This window comes from Streptomyces sp. NPDC088706, assembly GCF_044752765.1.
Taxonomy (GTDB): domain Bacteria; phylum Actinomycetota; class Actinomycetes; order Streptomycetales; family Streptomycetaceae; genus Streptomyces.
On the sequence record NZ_JBIVLW010000016.1, the window covers coordinates 20205 to 35545 of the forward strand.

The 15341-nt window shown below is 72.2% G+C and carries 14 protein-coding genes; 8 read left to right on the plus strand and 6 right to left on the minus strand.

Annotation, left to right across the window (positions count from 1 at the left end):
* Positions 1 to 5 precede the first annotated feature (5 nt).
* The gene (locus ACIQAK_RS27145) at positions 6 to 959 is read right to left on the minus strand and encodes a sterol desaturase family protein (protein ID WP_366392830.1); all 954 of its coding nucleotides are present in this window, start codon (positions 957 to 959) and stop codon (positions 6 to 8) included.
* A gap of 614 nt (positions 960 to 1573) precedes the next feature.
* On the opposite strand from ACIQAK_RS27145, the gene ACIQAK_RS27150 reads away from it, so the two are divergent.
* Positions 1574 to 2779: a cysteine desulfurase-like protein gene (locus ACIQAK_RS27150; protein ID WP_366392829.1), complete on the plus strand. Its 1206-nt coding sequence runs from the start codon at positions 1574 to 1576 to the stop codon at positions 2777 to 2779.
* A gap of 35 nt (positions 2780 to 2814) precedes the next feature.
* Here the strand turns inward: ACIQAK_RS27150 and ACIQAK_RS27155 are convergent, their stop codons facing one another.
* Positions 2815 to 3843, minus strand: a complete 1029-nt coding sequence (locus ACIQAK_RS27155) for a saccharopine dehydrogenase NADP-binding domain-containing protein (protein WP_366392828.1) — start codon at positions 3841 to 3843, stop codon at positions 2815 to 2817.
* A gap of 143 nt (positions 3844 to 3986) precedes the next feature.
* On the opposite strand from ACIQAK_RS27155, the gene ACIQAK_RS27160 reads away from it, so the two are divergent.
* Positions 3987 to 4979, plus strand: coding sequence for a helix-turn-helix domain-containing protein (locus ACIQAK_RS27160; protein ID WP_366392827.1), 993 nt, complete (start codon positions 3987 to 3989; stop codon positions 4977 to 4979).
* Here ACIQAK_RS27160 and ACIQAK_RS27165 read toward each other — a convergent pair.
* The gene (locus ACIQAK_RS27165) at positions 4966 to 5949 is read right to left on the minus strand and encodes a MerR family transcriptional regulator (RefSeq protein ID WP_366392826.1); all 984 of its coding nucleotides are present in this window, start codon (positions 5947 to 5949) and stop codon (positions 4966 to 4968) included. The genes ACIQAK_RS27160 and ACIQAK_RS27165 overlap by 14 nt on opposite strands.
* A 176-nt stretch (positions 5950 to 6125) precedes the next feature.
* Here ACIQAK_RS27165 and ACIQAK_RS27170 point away from each other — a divergent pair, with 176 nt between their 5' ends.
* Together ACIQAK_RS27170 and ACIQAK_RS27175 are read left to right on the plus strand one after the other, a co-directional pair.
* On the plus strand, positions 6126 to 6791 hold the full coding sequence (locus ACIQAK_RS27170) for a sigma-70 family RNA polymerase sigma factor (RefSeq protein ID WP_366392825.1): 666 nt from the start codon (positions 6126 to 6128) through the stop codon (positions 6789 to 6791).
* Positions 6792 to 6887: 96 nt separating this feature from the next.
* Positions 6888 to 7469, plus strand: coding sequence for a DUF4383 domain-containing protein (locus ACIQAK_RS27175; RefSeq protein ID WP_401849174.1), 582 nt, complete (start codon positions 6888 to 6890; stop codon positions 7467 to 7469).
* Positions 7470 to 7572: 103 nt separating this feature from the next.
* Here the strand turns inward: ACIQAK_RS27175 and ACIQAK_RS27180 are convergent, their stop codons facing one another.
* Together ACIQAK_RS27180 and ACIQAK_RS27185 are read right to left on the minus strand one after the other, a co-directional pair.
* Positions 7573 to 8412, minus strand: a complete 840-nt coding sequence (locus ACIQAK_RS27180) for a DUF1206 domain-containing protein (RefSeq protein WP_366392719.1) — start codon at positions 8410 to 8412, stop codon at positions 7573 to 7575.
* A gap of 344 nt (positions 8413 to 8756) precedes the next feature.
* On the minus strand, positions 8757 to 8939 hold the full coding sequence (locus ACIQAK_RS27185; RefSeq protein WP_401849225.1) for a hypothetical protein: 183 nt from the start codon (positions 8937 to 8939) through the stop codon (positions 8757 to 8759).
* 179 nt (positions 8940 to 9118) lie between these two features.
* On the opposite strand from ACIQAK_RS27185, the gene ACIQAK_RS27190 reads away from it, so the two are divergent.
* The gene (locus ACIQAK_RS27190) at positions 9119 to 9634 is read left to right on the plus strand and encodes a MarR family winged helix-turn-helix transcriptional regulator (protein ID WP_366392718.1); all 516 of its coding nucleotides are present in this window, start codon (positions 9119 to 9121) and stop codon (positions 9632 to 9634) included.
* Positions 9635 to 9789: 155 nt separating this feature from the next.
* Positions 9790 to 11928 (plus strand): MMPL family transporter, encoded by a 2139-nt coding sequence (locus ACIQAK_RS27195; RefSeq protein WP_366392717.1) that lies wholly within the window; start codon positions 9790 to 9792, stop codon positions 11926 to 11928.
* A 37-nt stretch (positions 11929 to 11965) separates the two neighbouring features.
* Here the strand turns inward: ACIQAK_RS27195 and ACIQAK_RS27200 are convergent, their stop codons facing one another.
* A complete protein-coding gene (locus ACIQAK_RS27200) occupies positions 11966 to 12496 on the minus strand; it encodes a DoxX family membrane protein (protein WP_366392716.1) in 531 nt (176 codons plus the stop codon).
* Positions 12497 to 12699: 203 nt separating this feature from the next.
* Between ACIQAK_RS27200 and ACIQAK_RS27205 the strand changes: the two genes are divergently transcribed.
* Positions 12700 to 14715: an NADPH-dependent 2,4-dienoyl-CoA reductase gene (locus tag ACIQAK_RS27205; RefSeq protein ID WP_366392715.1), complete on the plus strand. Its 2016-nt coding sequence runs from the start codon at positions 12700 to 12702 to the stop codon at positions 14713 to 14715.
* 54 nt (positions 14716 to 14769) lie between these two features.
* Positions 14770 to 15300 carry a PadR family transcriptional regulator gene (locus ACIQAK_RS27210; protein ID WP_366392714.1) on the plus strand — a complete coding sequence of 177 codons (531 nt, stop codon included), beginning with the start codon at positions 14770 to 14772 and terminating at the stop codon, positions 15298 to 15300.
* Positions 15301 to 15341 lie beyond the last annotated feature (41 nt).

Here is a 15341-nt window from a genome sequence, read left to right on the forward strand (position 1 = left end):
ACTCCTCAAGTCATCGATTCGTCGTCATGTCGTCGCAGCCCCGGCCGTCGCCGCCAGGGGTGCAGGAGGCCGGCGACGATCTCTCCGGTGCCGGGGAAGGACGCCGGGTCGTGGAGGCCGACGGCGGCGGGTTCGCGGCCGGGGCGCCAGGTGAAGCTGCCGAAGAGGTGGTCCCAGCACGAGAGGTCGGAGCCGTAGTGGCCGGCTTCGGAGAGATCGGTGCTGTGGTGCAGTCGGTGCTGTTCGGGGCTGGCCAGCAGATGGTTGAACCGGCCGATGCGGACGTCGATGTTGGCGTGGACGAAATAGCCCTGGGCGACGACGAAGAGGCCGGTCACCAGCACGGCGGAGCGGGAGAATCCGGCCACGGCCAGGGTCAGTTGGACCAGGCTCTGGGCGAGCACGATGTCCAGCACGTGGTTGACGCCGTTGTTGGCGACGTTGACCTTCTGCGGCACGTGGTGCACCCCGTGCAGGCGCCACAGCAGGGCGCTGGTGTGGCCCAGCCGGTGCACCAGGTAGCTGACGAGGGATCCGGCCAGCAGGGCGCCCGGGATCTCGGCCCACAGGTGGCCGGCCTGCTCGTCGGGCGAGATCCACCCCACGGCGGCCGTGACCAGAAGTTGCGCCAGTCCGCTTCCGGCCGTCGTGAGCAGAAAATAGATGCCGTACCAGCGCCACTCGTCCTTTCCGGGGTGCCAGGTCCGGTCATAGGGAATCAGTCGTTCGAGAAGGGCCAGATACCCGAGGGTCCCCATGAGGAAAAGCGGACTCACGATGGCCGGATCCCAGCGCCGAATCACTGCGGACGCACCGACGAGAGCGACGGCCAGCAGGAGCAGCGGATAGGCGGTCCGACGGAGGACGGAAGTCGGGGAGATTCCGGCACCACTCTTCCCGCCATCCGAATAGCCAACCGAATCGATCGCGCCATCGGCGGACCGTGCGCACTCGTCCATCCGTGCCCCTCCACAGGAGATGGGATCTAGGAGAGAACATCGCATCGGTGCAGTTCAAGGCGGACCCGGGGGGTGGCTGGCACCCCGGGCGTGAACAGCCGTTCCCGTAACCGATCGATTGCGGACGCCCGGCTCCGGTGAAACCGGCCGTGGCGTGGACCGATGCCCCCCAGCTCCATCGGCCCAGGTCATTCATTTCCGATTCCCACGGCTTTAACCGCCACCTCGTCACCGAAATCACGGTTTCCTTCGTGGGCGTTCGCCACTCACCCGCCGCGCCGAGGATTTACGGACGAGAGGAATGCAGGGAACTCTTTGCCGCCACCTGAGCGGGTCAATTAATACGAGGAATTCTCTCATAGGATCATCCCTGTGCCGTGTGACGGCGCATAAGTGTGCGCTGTGACGTGCGCGTGTGCGCGGCGGCGCACGATGAGCACGGGGCGATGCGCCCGCGCACCGCTCGGCGCGAGGCGTCCTTTCACGGGTGGGGACACCCTGCGATGATCGGCGCCGAACCGCGCGCCCGCCCCCCGGGGGCGCTGCCGCGGCGACGTTACTGTCGGCGCCATGGCCGTGCCCCGGCCCGGGCGCCCACGAGCGAGGGAGTCTCCATGACGTACGACCTCAGCACATTGCGCGCGCAGTTCCCCGCCCTCCGGGCCGGTACGGCGCACTTCGACGGGCCGGGCGGCACGCAGACCCCGGCACCCGTCATCGCGGCGTTCACCGAGGCACTGAGCCGGCCGCTGTCGATCCGGGGCGCCACACTGCCCGGGGAGGTCCACGCGGAGACGCTCGTCGGCGACTTCAGAGCGGCGCTGGCGGATCTGCTGGGCGCGGACCCGGGCGGGATCGTCTTCGGACGCAGCTCGACCCAGCTCACGTACGACATCTCCCGCGTGCTGTCGCGGAGTTGGGTGCCGGGGGACGAGGTCGTGGTCAGCCGGCTGGACCACGACGCCAATATCCGCCCCTGGGTGCAGGCGGCCGAGCGGGCCGGTGCGGTGGTGCGGTGGGCGGAGTTCGACCCGGCGACCGGGGAGCTGCCCACGGAGGCGGTCGGCGCGCTGCTGACCGAGCGGACCCGGCTGGTCGCGGTGACCGGGGCGTCCAACCTGATCGGCACCCGGCCCGACGTCGCCGCGATAGCGGAGCTGGTCCACCGGGCCGGTGCGCTGTTCCACGTCGACGGGGTGCACCTGACGGCGCACGACTTCGTGGATGTGGAGAAGCTGGGCGCCGACTTCTTCGTCTGCTCGCCGTACAAGTTCTTCGGCCCTCACCACGGCGTGCTCAGCGCCCGCCCGGAGCTGCTCGAAACCCTGCGCCCCGACAAGCTGGTGCCGTCCAGCGACGCCGTCCCGGAGCGCTTCGAGCTCGGCACCCTCCCCTACGAGGTGCTGGCGGCCACCCGCGCCGCCGTCGACTTCATCGCGGAGCTGGGCTCCGGCGGCGCGGCCACCGGGCGGCGGGACCGGTTGCGGTCCGCCTACGCGGCGATCGGGGCCCACGAGAGCGCCCTGCTGGGGACGGCCGAGAAGGCGCTGGGCGAGCTGCGCGGGGTGACGGTGCACTCCCGGGCGGCGGACCGCACGCCCACGCTGCTGCTCACCTTCGAGGGGCGGGACGCCTCGGACGCGTACCGCTTCCTCGCCCGCTCCGGCGTCCACGCCCCGGCCGGCTCGTTCTACGCCCTGGAAGCCTCCCGCCACCTGGGCCTCGGGGACGACGGGGGCCTGCGCGTGGGGCTGTCCCCGTACAACGACACGGACGACGTCGAGCGGCTGCTGACGGGGCTCGCGGACTTCCTGCGCTGAGGTGGCGAGCCCGGCATGACCCGAACAGCGGGGCCCTAGGAGTGCAGTTCCACCGTGATGTGCGGGGAGAGCGCCCTCAGGAAGTCGTGGGCGTCGAACATCTCCCCCGCCGAGGCCACGCCGGCCACCCGGGTCCGTCCGGTCAGGACACGGTCGACCGCTTCGACCACCAGGGGCGCGCTGACCGCGTAGATGTCCTGGCCGCGGGCCACGGCCCGGCGTTCGGCCCCGCCCGCGCGCACGACGACCTCGACGATGAAGGTCTGGTCGGACCGCCCGCGCTCGTCGACCGCCGCCGGGGCCGGCGTGTCCGGGGCCGCGATGTCCCGGGCCGCCTCGGCCGTCATGTAGGTGCGCACCTCGGGGATGGGCAGGTGACTGGGTACGGTCACGACGTCGGCCATCGTGAACTCGCCGATGACCTGCCGGGGGCCCACGGGGGCGGGGAAGGTCCATTCGAGGGCCGGCGGGGCGTCGTCGCGGTGCTGGAGCCGCCCGCCGGTGTGGACGATGCGCCGGCCACCGCGGCGCTCCCGCGAGACCGCACCCGCCGTGCGCGTCCCGGCGGTGGGGTGCCAGCTGCTCAGTCCGTACGCGATGTGCGCCTCGTCGGCCGTCGTCCAGTCGCCCATCGCCGCGGTGGTCAGCAGGTCCCCGAAGCCGCCGAAGAAGGCCATCGCCGGGACGATCACCGCTCCCGCGTCCCGGGCCCGGTCGGCGAAGTGGGCGAAGGTGTCGAGGTTCGCCTCGATCTCGGCCGCCACGTCCAGGTAGGGGATGCCCGCCCGCAGAGCCGCTTCGATCACGGGGGCACCCGTCGTGGCGAACGGCCCGGCGCCGTTGATGACGGCCGCCGCTCCGGTCAGCGCCCGGTCGAGCGAGGCCGGGTCGTCGGCCGAGGCCGTGCGGGCTTCCAGCCCGGTTCCGTACGCCAGCGCCTTCAGCTTCCCGGCGTCGCGGCCGACGAGGAGCGGGAGGAAGCCGCGCTCCGTCAGCTCCGCCACCACGAACCGCCCGGTGTGCCCGTACGCGCCGAACACCGCCACCGTCTGGCCCGATCCCATGATTTCTCCCCTGGTACGCGGATGATCCGCCGCCCCGGCCGTGACCGCGACCCGGCTTCCCGTCTTCCTGATACCGACATCCTGGCCGGGACCGGCCACCCGCCGCGATGGTCCGGAACGCCATGCCCCGTACACTTTCGGACATGACCGCTGTCGCGCTGGCCGTCACCGACGGCATGCTGCATTTCGAACTGGCCCTGGCCTGCGAGGTCTTCGGTTCGCACGCACCCGCCGGGGCGGACTCCTGGTACGACCTCTCGCTCTGCGGGCCGGGCGCCGTACGGGCGGGCCGGTTCCGGCTGGAGCCCGACCGGGGGCTCGACGCCCTCGCGGGGGCCGACACCGTGATCGTCCCCGGCTGGGTCGATGTCGATCAGCCCCCGCCCGCCGAGCTGATCGACGCGGTGCGCGCGGCCCACGAGGCGGGCGCACGGGTGGCCTCCCTCTGCACCGGCGCCTTCGTGCTGGCCGCCGCCGGTCTGCTGGAGGGCAGGCGGGCGACCACCCACTGGGCGCACACCCAGGTGCTCGCCGAGCGGCATCCCCGGGTGACGGTCGACCCGGACGTCCTGTACGAGGACGACGGGCGCGTGCTCACCTCGGCGGGCAAGGCCGCCGCCATGGACCTGTGCCTGCACCTCGTCCGCCTCGACCACGGCTCCGCGGTCGCCAACGCCCTCGCCCGCCGCCTGGTCGTACCGCCCCATCGGGACGGCGGCCAGGCGCAGTTCGTCACGACCCCGGTCCCCGCACCGGGCAACCATCCGCTCGCCGAGCTCTTCCCGTGGGTGATGGCCCGACTGGACCAGCCGCTCGGCGTGGAGGACCTGGCCCGCCGGGCGCGGATGAGCTCGCGCCATCTGGGCCGCCACTTCAGATCGGTGACCGGCACCACCCCGTTGCAGTGGCTGCTCACCCAACGAATCCGCCGTGCCCAGGAGTTGCTGGAGACCACCGACGACACCCTCGACGCCATCGCGACCGCCACCGGTATGGGCACCGCCACCACTCTGCGCCGCCACTTCCACCGGACGGTCGGGGTGCCGCCGGACGCCTACCGCCGTACCTTCCGGGTGCGGGCCCGCCTCGGCGGGGACGGACAACTCCCTGGCATCCAGGGGGTCATCGTCGACTGATGGTGGCGAGCGCGTCCAACGCCTCGGCCAGACCGGACGGATGGCGGACCCCGGACGGCAACTGCCCGGCCCAGCCCGGTCCGGCGACCAGGACGACCGGCCGTCGGCGGGCACCCCGTACGCCCCACTCGATGGCCTCCACCCGCGCCACCAGCGCACGGCTGGCGGTGGACCGCGCCTGAGCCCAGAGCACGACGGCGGCGGGCCCGGTGCGCCGCACCGCCTCCTCCATCGCCTCCACCGGCAGGGCCGCACCGAACATCCTTACGGGCAGGCCCTGCTGGGCCAGTCCGGCGGCCAGCGCCTCCAGGGCCAGCGTATGGCTCTCGCCCGGGGTGCAGGCGAGCAGGGAGACACCACGACCGGCGACCGGTGTGCGCTGCGCGGCGGCCCGGCGCAGCGCGCTGGAGACGTGCCAGGACAGGAGGTGCTCGACCTCCACGTACCGCTCCCCCGCGGTCTCCCACTTGCGGCCGACGGCGTGCAGCGTCGGCATGATGACCGACTCCCAGGCGGCGAGCAGCCCGTACCGGTCGATGGCCGCGGCCAGCAGTTCGTCCATGGCCTGCGCGTCCAGCCGGACGGCCGCCCTGGCCAGCCCGCGGCACTCCCGGCGGGCCCGGCCGACCGGAAGCGCCCCGGGGCCGTGGAAGGACTGCGCCCCGCTTCGGCTCTCCTGCTCGTCCGGCCGGGGTGGGGCCCCCTGGGAGGCCGCCGCCAGGGCCGTCCGCGCGGCTTCGGCCGGGGGCATACCCGCGTTCGTGAGGCCGCACATGCACTCCAGCAGCCCAATGTCGGCCGACGTCCACCGCCGGTGCCGACCGCCCTCGCGGGAGGCCGGGCCGATCCCGTAGCGGCGGTCCCACGAGCGCAGGGTGGTCGGCGCCACGCCCAGCAGGCGCGCCACCGCGCCGGTGGTCAGGCCGCCGGCGGCGGGCCCTCTGGTCAGCGTGGAGACCGCGTCGTCCATGCCTTCACCATACGACGCAGAAACGATGCACGTTGCCCGGCGCACGGCCACCCGGTTGGCTGAAGATCAGCGGGGCGCCGGGCATGCCCGGAACACGGCCCGTCCCGTACGGAGAACCGCATCGGCCGGCGCCGGTCCGAGCAGCGGATCCGCGGCGGGGCGGAGAGGACGGACACATGACGGTGCTCCTGAGTCCGGTCGGCCCGGCGGCCGCGACGCCCGCCAGGGCCGAGGACCGTGTGAGTCCGGTCGGCCCGGCGGCCGCGACGCCCGCCAGGACCGAGGACCGTGCCGAGTCGGCACGGCTGGCAGCGGGGTTCGTACGCGGCGACGAGGAGTGCTTCGCCCTGGTCTACCGGCGGTGGGGCGACCTGGTGTACTCGCTGGCGGCACGCTCCCTGGGGGACGCCCGGGAGGCCGAGGACGTGGCGCAGCAGACCTTCCTCGCCGCATGGCGGGGCCGCCACGGCTACCACGCGGTGCGCGGACCTCTCCCGGGCTGGCTCGTCGGCATCGCCCGCCGCAAGATCGCGGACGCCCACGCGGCCCGTTCCCGGCGTACGGAGCTGGCAGCCGCGCACGCCGCGCGCGAGGGGTCCGAGGCGCCCGGGGCGGCCGGACGGCCCGAGGCGGCGCTGGACCGCGTGCTGGTGACGCAGGAGCTGCGCAAGCTGCCCCCGGTCCAGCGGCGCATTCTGTGTCTGGCGTTCTTCGACGACCTCACCCACGTCCAGATCGCCGAGCGGACCGGGTTGCCGCTCGGCACAGTGAAGAGTCACGCCAGACGCGCGATATTGCGCATCCGGCGTTCCGTCGCGGAGAGCTCCGCCTCGCCGGAGTGAGGTGACGGGGAAGCGGGCCGGAGGAACCATAGGAAGGGGGGAGCGGACATCGGGGCCCGCACGGGCTATCGCATCAGGCACCGACAGGAGAGGGCAATGAAACTGAGCGACGAACTCCCCGTGGACCACCGGCTCGCGGCCGTGTACCGGATAGGGGCGGGTCTGTGCGGAGCCATCCTGCTGGTCTTCGGCATCCTCGGCTTCACCAACCAGCTGGGTTTCTTCGACACGAGCGGCGCACAGGTGGCCGGGTTGTCGACGAACGGCCTGCTGAGCCTGATCTCCGTCGTGGTCGGCCTGGTGCTGATCGCCGGGGCGTTGATCGGCGGAAACGTCGCGTCCATGGTGAACATGACGGTCGGCGTGCTCTTCCTGCTCAGCGGATTCATCCACATCTTCATCCTGGACAAGGGCGCGAACCTTCTGGACTTCGGCATGTCCAACGTGATCTTCAGCTTCGTGATGGGGCTGCTGATCCTGATGTTCGGGATGTACGGGCGGGTCACCGGCGGGCTGCCCCACGACAACCCCTACTGGCGTAGCTGGCACCCGGAGCAGGCCGCCCGTGAGGACACTTCCCGCCGGGGCGCGGCGGCCGGCGGCCCGCCGCGGCTGACCGGCAGCGCGGGTCCGCGCACGGCCTCCCGGGACACCGGCCCGCGGCTACCCGGGGCCTGACGGCACAACGTCGACGGGTCGGGACCGTGCCGATGAGGCACGGTCCCGACCCGTCAGCAGCGTCGGCTCAGGTTCTGCGGTGATGCAGACCTTTTCGCGGGGGTCAGACCTTGCGGTAGCGGGCGTTGAACCAGGAAAAGACACCGAAGGCGACCAGGCCGAGGGCGATGACCACCAGGAGCCACGGGCCGACGGGGGTCTCGGTGAAGGAGCGCAGGGTGTCGTCCATCCCCTTGGACTGATCCGGGTTGTGCTTGACGGCCGCGGCGACGGCGAACCCGCCGGCGGTGGCGAAGACGGCACCCCGCGCCGTACCGCCGAACACGCCGGTGAAGTCGACCGTGCGGCGCACCTTACGCGACATCTCCGACATCTTGAGGTGCTTGTGGTACTTACGCATGATCGCCCGGACCGCGATCCAGATACCGGCACAGGCGATCGCGGCACCCCCGATACCGACGATCCACTGGCCCCCGGGCCACTCCAGCGCCTTCGCGGTGACGTCCTGGGACTGCTGGTCGGACGAACCGCCGCCGCTGCCCGAGTCACCTGCGGCGAAGGACAGGACCGAATAGGCGACGAAGCCGTAGAAGACGAAGCGTCCGGCGGCCATGGCCCGCTTGGAGGCCTTGTCACCGTCGGGGCCGACCTGGCCGAAGAGGGCCTCGGACAGCCGCCAGAGCGCCATGCCCACCAGCGCGATGCCCAGCAGCCACAGCAGGACCTTGCCGAACGGCTTCTCGGCTATCTCCGCTACCGCGCCGCCCCGGTCGGCCTGTTTGCCGCCTCCGGAGAGCGCGATCTGCAGGGCGAGGGCGCCCACGAGGACGTAGATCACCCCACGGGCCACGAACCCGGCGCGGGCCCCGGCCTTCATCGCGGTGCTGTTGGCGGCTCTCTTGGCCTGGCCGCGCCCCTGTGCTGCTACTGAACCGGTATTCATGTCATGCCGGTTGCCCCGGTCCGGCGGATCAACTCCTGCCGGGCCGGGGCGGGCCACCGCGGCCGGGCCGGAGGCGGGCCCGCCGGCCGCAGCTCGAAGCCGATTCGTCGCCGCGGGAGGCCGACCATCGGCCGCGCACGAGCCGACTCCCGGCCGCGCACAAGCCGACTCCCGGCCGCTGGAAGCCGCGCAAAAGCCGACTCGTGGCCGCTGAAAACCGACGCGCACGTAATACCGGGCAGACGAATACCTCCGCGCACCTTTTTCGTACGCGCGCAGGGAAATTCCCGTACGGTCGGCTTTCGCCGATCGATCATCCCGATCCGACACCGGTCACGGCATTACTACGACCCGGCGGCGAAGCTGTCCGGAAATTCAGTGTCGGGCAGATTCTCGTACCGGCTCAGAGCCAGCCCCAGCCCGAAGAAGGTGGGCGCCCATTCACCGACGAAGATGCCCCACCGGTCGGCCCGGTCGACCCCCTGGGCCTCCGCCAGAACGGTGGCCCGACCCAGGTCGTGCCCCAGGGCCGGGCCGACGTCGTGACGGCACCCCGCCCGTGGTCGGTGCCCGGACCGGGTGCCCGGACCGGGTGCCCGGACCGGGTGCCCGGACCGGGTGCCCGGACCGGGTGCCCGGACCGGGTGCCCGGACCGGGTGCCGGTCCGGGCACCGGCCACGGGCCACGGTTCTATACGCTGGGTACGTGACCAGCGCTGACAGCCGACAGACCCGGAGCGCCGCCTCGGAATCCTCGGCGGCCCCGGAGCCCGGATCCGCCGCCGGTCTCCAGGCGTTCGCGGTCGAGCTCCGCCGGATGAACGGCGAGATCAACCGGATGACCCACGGCTTCGCGGCGCACCAGCAGCTGCACCCCACGGACGTGAGCGCGCTGGCGGCCATCCTCGACGCCCCCACCCCCCTGACCCCGGGGGCGCTGCGCGAGCACCTGGGTCTCACCTCGGGCGCGGTGACCGCCTGCCTCGACCGCTTGGAGCGGGCCGGTCACATCCGGCGGGCCCGGGAGAGCGCCGACCGCCGGGTGGTGCACGTGTACTACGAGGCGAGTGCCCGGAAGGCCGCCCGCGCCTACTTCATGCCGCTCGCCGAGGCCACCGACCGGGCGAGGGCACGCTTCACCGAGGCGGAGCTCACCACCGTCCTGCGCTTCCTCGCCGCCATGAACGAGGAACTGTCCGAGGACCCTGCGGCGCGTCGCTGAGATTTCCCCCCGCCAGGTGCATCCCTAAGGGCATGGCTCGCCGAAACACTTCCCTTACGCTCCCCGCCAGGCTTCCTCTTCGAGCGCTCCGCTAATGTATTTCAACGATTGAGATTGTTCATCGCTGAGATATCACTCGTACCCCCGGGAGAGGCATGTCCACATCCGCACGGTCGGCCCGCTGGCTGATCCCTGTCGTCCTGCTCATCGCCTGGCTCGGCATCGGCGGCGGGCTCGGTCCGTACGCGGGCAAGCTCGGCGAGGTCGCCACCAACGACCAGGCGGCGTTCCTTCCGCAGAACGCCGAGTCCACCCAGGTCATCGATGCGCAGAAGGCGTTCCAGCAGAACGAGACCCTCCCCGTCATCCTCGTTTGGACGTCGAAGGACGAGGGCGCGCCGGTGCGTGCTGCCCAGCGGGAAGCCGCCACCGGTGCGCTCGCCTCGCTCGCGGGCACCGAGGGGGTCGTCGGGAAGCCGTCCCCGGCGCTGCCCTCCGAGGACGGCCTCGCGCTCCAGGGCATCGTGCAGCTGAGCCCCGGTCTCGGGGAGGAGCTGCCGACGGTGCTGGAGGAGGTCAAGAAGGCCGGTGCGGCCGTGCCGGGCGCGACGGTGCAGCTGGCGGGGCCGGCCGCGAGCCAGGCCGATCTGTCCGAGGCCTTCGCGGGCATCGACGGACTGCTGCTCGGGGTGGCCCTGGTCACGGTGCTGGTCATCCTGCTGCTCGTGTACCGCAGTGTGCTGCTGCCCTTCCTCATCATCCTCGGCGCCGTGTTCGCCCTGGGGCTGGCCTGCGCGATCGTCTACGTGCTCGCCGACCACGACATCGTGCGGGTGGACGGCCAGGTGCAGGGCATCCTGTCGATCCTGGTGATCGGCGCCGCGACGGACTACGCGCTGCTGCTCACCGCCCGCTTCCGGGAGGAACTCGGCGTCCACGGCGACCGGTTCACCGCGATGCGGGTCGCGCTGCGCGAGTCCTTCGGGCCGATCACGGCCAGCGCCGCGACGGTGGCCGTGGGCCTGCTCGCCCTGCTGCTCAGCGACCTCACCAACAACCGGGCGCTGGGGCCGGTCGGCGCGATCGGCATCGTCTGCTCGGTCCTCAGCGCCCTCACCTTCCTGCCCGCCGCCCTGGTGCTGCTGGGCCGCGCCGCGTACTGGCCGGCGAAGCCCAGGCCCGCGCAGGACGGGTCCGGCGGTCACGGCATCTGGAGCAAGGTCGCCGCGCTGGTCGACCGGGCCCCGCGCAAGGTCTGGGCGATCACGCTGGCGTTCCTCATCGCCTGCGCCGCCTTCGCTCCCACCCTCACGTCCAAGGGCGTACCGCTCGACGAGATCTTCGTCAACGACGCCCCCTCCGTGGCCGCCCATGAGACGCTGGGCGAGCACTTCCCCGGCGGCTCCGGCAATCCGGCGGTGATCATCGCGTCGGCCGGCAAGCTGACCGAGGTGAGCGGGGCGGCGAGGCGCACCGACGGGGTGGCCTCGGTCGCGCCGGTGGGCGAGGGCGGCCGACCGGGCGGCGGCGAACCGCTCGTCGTCGACGGCAAGGTCCGGATCGACGCGACCCTGAAGGACGCCGCCGACAGCGACGACGCCAAGGAAACGGTCGCCGCACTGCGTAAGGCGGTCCACGCCGTGCCGGGCTCGGACGCCCTGGTCGGCGGCTACACCGCCCAGCAGTACGACACCCAGCGCACGGCCGAGGACGACCGCACGCTGATCGTGCCGGTGGTGCTGGCGATCATCCTGGTGATCCTGGTCTTCCTGCTGCGGTCCCTGCTGATGCCGGTGCTGCTGGTGACCACGGTGGCGCTGAACTTCCTGGCCACGCTGGGCATCTCCTCGCTGGTCTTCACCCATGTGTTCGGCTTCAGCGGTACGGATTCCTCGGTGCCGCTGTACGGGTTCGTCTTCCTGGTGGCCCTGGGTGTCGACTACAACATCTTCCTGATGTCCCGGGTCCGCGAGGAGTCGCTGCGGCACGGCACCCGGGAGGGCATCCTGCGGGGGCTGACCACGACCGGCGGGGTCATCACATCCGCCGGTGTCGTGCTGGCGGCCACCTTCGCCGCGCTGGGCGTGATCCCGCTGGCGTTCCTCGTCCAGATCGCCTTCATCGTCGCCTTCGGCGTCCTGCTGGACACCCTGGTCGTGCGGTCGCTCCTCGTCCCGGCGCTGGTCCGGGACATCGGACCGAAGTCCTGGTGGCCGGGGGCGCTGAGCCGCGAGAGGGCGGACGGCCGACGCGAAGCGGCGTACGGGACGGAGTCCTGGGGCGGGGGCCGGTAGGCGCAGGGAGCCGGCGTACGGGCGGGGCCGGCGCTCCTCAGAGCGTCTCCTGCGGCGGCTGCTCGGCCTGCCCCTTGGCGCGCCTGCCGACCACCACCGCCGCCGCGGCCGCGCTGCCCGCGAAGGCGAGGGCGACCATCCAGGGCCGGTCGAAGATGTGGCAGGTGACGTGGTCCACGGAGTAGCGGCCGGGGCCGGTCAGACCGATCGCGGCGGCGGTGAAGCCGAGGAACGCCGGGTACTCGTAACCGCCACCCTGGGCGAAGAAGCCCGCCGGGGCGTGCACAGCCACCGCGCCCGCCATCGCTCCGGCCGCCGCCGCACCGGCGGCGGGGGTGGCCAGCCCGAGGGCCAGCAGCACACCGCCGCCCGCTTCACCGAGTCCGGCGGCGACGGCGCTGTGCTTGGGCGGATGGAAGCCCATGGCCTCCATCGCGGCCGTGGTGCCCTGGATGCCTCCGCCGCCGAACCAGCCGGCCAGCTTCTGGCTGCCGTGGGCGGCGAGCACCGCGCCGGTGCCGACGCGCAGGGCGAGCAGACCGAGATCACGCCGGTTGACGCTGACCATGGGGACTCCCGGGATGAAGGGGTTCGACTGTGGTCCCACTCTCGTCGGCCGGTGCCGGGCGGGCCCGGCCGAGTACGCCGTACGGGACACGGGCCGGGCGCCGCGGGGCCGGGTATGCGACGCACCTCATTATGCAACTTGTTGCACAAGCTACTCGACGTGGTCTACAACTGACGTGACGACCCTGTGCGGAGGAGACCCCGATGAGCCTGTACCCGACCTTGCTGAGCCCTCTGGACCTCGGGTTCACGACCCTCCCCAACCGGGTGCTCATGGGCTCCATGCACATCGGCCTGGAAGAGGCGGAGCGCGGCTTCGAGCGGATGGCTGCCTTCTACGCGGAGCGCGCCCGGGGCGGTGTCGGCCTCATCGTCACCGGCGGTATCGCCCCCAGCGAGCGGGCCTGCTCCTTCCCCGGCGGGGCGAAGATGACGACCGAGGCGGAGGCGGAACAGCACCGGGAGATCACCTCGGCGGTGCACGCGGCCGGTGGCCGGATCGCCATGCAGATCCTGCACTTCGGACGGTACGCGCACCACCCGGACCTGGTGGCACCGAGTGCGCTCAAGGCCCCCATCAGCGGGTTCACCCCGAACGCGCTGACCGGCGACCAGGTCGAGGAGACCATCGAGGAGTTCGTGCGGGCGGCCGGGCTGGCGCGCCTCGCGGGCTACGACGGCGTCGAGATCATGGGCTCCGAGGGATACCTGATCAACGAGTTCATCGTCTCCGCGACCAACCACCGCACCGACCGCTGGGGCGGCTCGTACGAGAACCGCGTCCGGTTCCCCGTCGAGATCGTGCGCCGGGTCCGCGAGCGGGTCGGCAGCGACTTCATCCTGATCTACCGCCTGTCCATGCTGGACCTGGTGCCGGGCGGCTCGACGCTGGAGGAGGTCGTGACGCTGGCGAAGGAGATCGAGGCGGCGGGCGCGACGATCATCAACACCGGCATCGGCTGGCACGAGGCGCGCATCCCCACCATCGCCACCTCCGTGCCGCGCGGAGCCTTCACCTGGGTGACCGAGAAGGTGCGTGGCGCCGTCTCCGTGCCACTGGTGACGAGCAACCGCATCAACACCCCGGAGGTCGCCGAGGAGATCCTCGCCTCGGGCCGGGCGGACCTGGTCTCCATGGCCAGGCCCTTCCTCGCCGACCCGGAGTTCGTCGCCAAGGCGGCGGCGGGCCGGGCCGACGCGATCAACACCTGCATCGGGTGCAACCAGGCGTGCCTGGACCACGTCTTCAGCCTCCAGATCACCTCCTGCCTGGTCAATCCGCGCGCCTGCCACGAGACCGAGCTGGTCCTCAGCCCGACCCGCACCCGTAAGCGCGTCGCCGTCGTCGGGGCCGGTCCGGCCGGCCTCGCGTGCTCGGTGACGGCCGCCGAGCGGGGCCACGCGGTGACGCTGTTCGACGCGGCGGACGAGATCGGCGGCCAGCTGAACGTGGCCCGCCGGGTGCCGGGCAAGGAGGAGTTCGACGAGACGCTGCGCTACTTCCGTACCCGACTGGCCGAGCTGGACGTCGAGCTGCGCCTGTCCACCCGGGCCGACGCCGGGACGCTGGACGGCTTCGACGAGATCGTGCTCGCCACCGGCGTCGAGCCGCGTACCCCCGCGATCCCCGGCACGGACCACCCGAACGTCGTCAGCTACCTGGACGTGCTGCGCGACGGGGCCCCGGTCGGCGACCGGGTCGCGGTCGTGGGCGCGGGCGGCATCGGCTTCGACGTCGCGGAGTTCCTGACCGACGGCGGTGACGCGGCGAGCCAGGACGCGGAGACGTTCTTCCGCCAATGGGGCGTGGACACCGCCTACGCGGAGCGCGGCGGCCTGCGCGTCCCCGAGCGCCCCAGGACGCCCCGTACCGTCCACCTCGTCCAGCGCAAGACCACCAAGGTCGGCGCGGGACTCGGCAAGACCACCGGGTGGATACACCGCACCGAACTGCGCCGCCGGGGCGTCGAGATGATCGCGGGCGCCTCCTACGACCTGATCGACGACGAGGGCCTCCACCTCACCGTCGACGGGGAGCGGCGGGTGCTGCCGGTGGACACGGTGGTGCTCTGCGCGGGCCAGGAGCCGCGCCGGGAGCTGTACGAGGAGCTGCGCGCGGCGGGCGGCCCGGTCCACCTGATCGGCGGCGCGGACGTGGCGGCCGAGCTGGACGCGAAGCGGGCGATCCGCCAGGGCACGGAGCTCGCCGCGGCACTGTGAGCCCGCGCCCTCGGTCCCGGTCCCGGTCCCGGTCTCGTCCTTAGGATGCACGTCATGTCACTGCCGCACGCGATTCTCACCGCACTGCTGGAGAAGCCGTCCTCGGGTCTCGAACTGACCCGCAGGTTCGACCGGTCGATCGGCTACTTCTGGTCGTCGACCCACCAGCAGATCTACCGCGAGCTGGGAAAGCTGGAGCAGGCGGGACGGATCAGGGAACTTCCGCCGGCGGCCCCGGCGCGCGGGCAGAAGAAGGAGTACGAGGTGTTGCCCGCGGGCCGCGAGGAGCTGGCGGCCTGGGTGGCGCTCCCCGAGGACCCCCGGCCGGTCCGCGATCCGCTGCTGCTGCGGATGCGGGCGGCCGCGGTCGTCGGGGTGAACGGCATGGGTGTGGAGCTGCGCCGCCATCTCGCGCTGCACGAGCGGCAGTTGGCGGAGTACCGGGGTATCGAGGAGCGGGACTTCACCCCCGCGCCGACGACCGACGAGGGCCGGCTGCGGCATCTGGTGCTGCGGGGCGGCATCGACCTGGAGACGTTCTGGATCGGCTGGCTGACCCGCGCCATCGGCGACCTGGACGGCTGAGCACTGCGGTCGGCCTGGACGGCTGAGCACCGCGGTCGGCC

What these genes read in the sequence shown, in the direction of transcription:
- ACIQAK_RS27175 (WP_401849174.1), top strand. Translation starts at nt 6,888, where the DNA reads ATGAAACTGAGCGACGAACTCCCCGTGGACCACCGGCTCGCGGCCGTG.
- ACIQAK_RS27160 (WP_366392827.1), top strand. Translation starts at nt 3,987, where the DNA reads ATGACCGCTGTCGCGCTGGCCGTCACCGACGGCATGCTGCATTTCGAA.
- ACIQAK_RS27170 (WP_366392825.1), top strand. Translation starts at nt 6,126, where the DNA reads ATGACGGTGCTCCTGAGTCCGGTCGGCCCGGCGGCCGCGACGCCCGCC.
- ACIQAK_RS27195 (WP_366392717.1), top strand. Translation starts at nt 9,790, where the DNA reads ATGTCCACATCCGCACGGTCGGCCCGCTGGCTGATCCCTGTCGTCCTG.
- ACIQAK_RS27210 (WP_366392714.1), top strand. Translation starts at nt 14,770, where the DNA reads ATGTCACTGCCGCACGCGATTCTCACCGCACTGCTGGAGAAGCCGTCC.
- ACIQAK_RS27180 (WP_366392719.1), bottom strand. Translation starts at nt 8,412, where the DNA reads ATGAATACCGGTTCAGTAGCAGCACAGGGGCGCGGCCAGGCCAAGAGA.
- ACIQAK_RS27150 (WP_366392829.1), top strand. Translation starts at nt 1,574, where the DNA reads ATGACGTACGACCTCAGCACATTGCGCGCGCAGTTCCCCGCCCTCCGG.
- ACIQAK_RS27155 (WP_366392828.1), bottom strand. Translation starts at nt 3,843, where the DNA reads ATGGGATCGGGCCAGACGGTGGCGGTGTTCGGCGCGTACGGGCACACC.
- ACIQAK_RS27205 (WP_366392715.1), top strand. Translation starts at nt 12,700, where the DNA reads ATGAGCCTGTACCCGACCTTGCTGAGCCCTCTGGACCTCGGGTTCACG.
- ACIQAK_RS27165 (WP_366392826.1), bottom strand. Translation starts at nt 5,949, where the DNA reads ATGGACGACGCGGTCTCCACGCTGACCAGAGGGCCCGCCGCCGGCGGC.
- ACIQAK_RS27145 (WP_366392830.1), bottom strand. Translation starts at nt 959, where the DNA reads ATGGACGAGTGCGCACGGTCCGCCGATGGCGCGATCGATTCGGTTGGC.
- ACIQAK_RS27200 (WP_366392716.1), bottom strand. Translation starts at nt 12,496, where the DNA reads ATGGTCAGCGTCAACCGGCGTGATCTCGGTCTGCTCGCCCTGCGCGTC.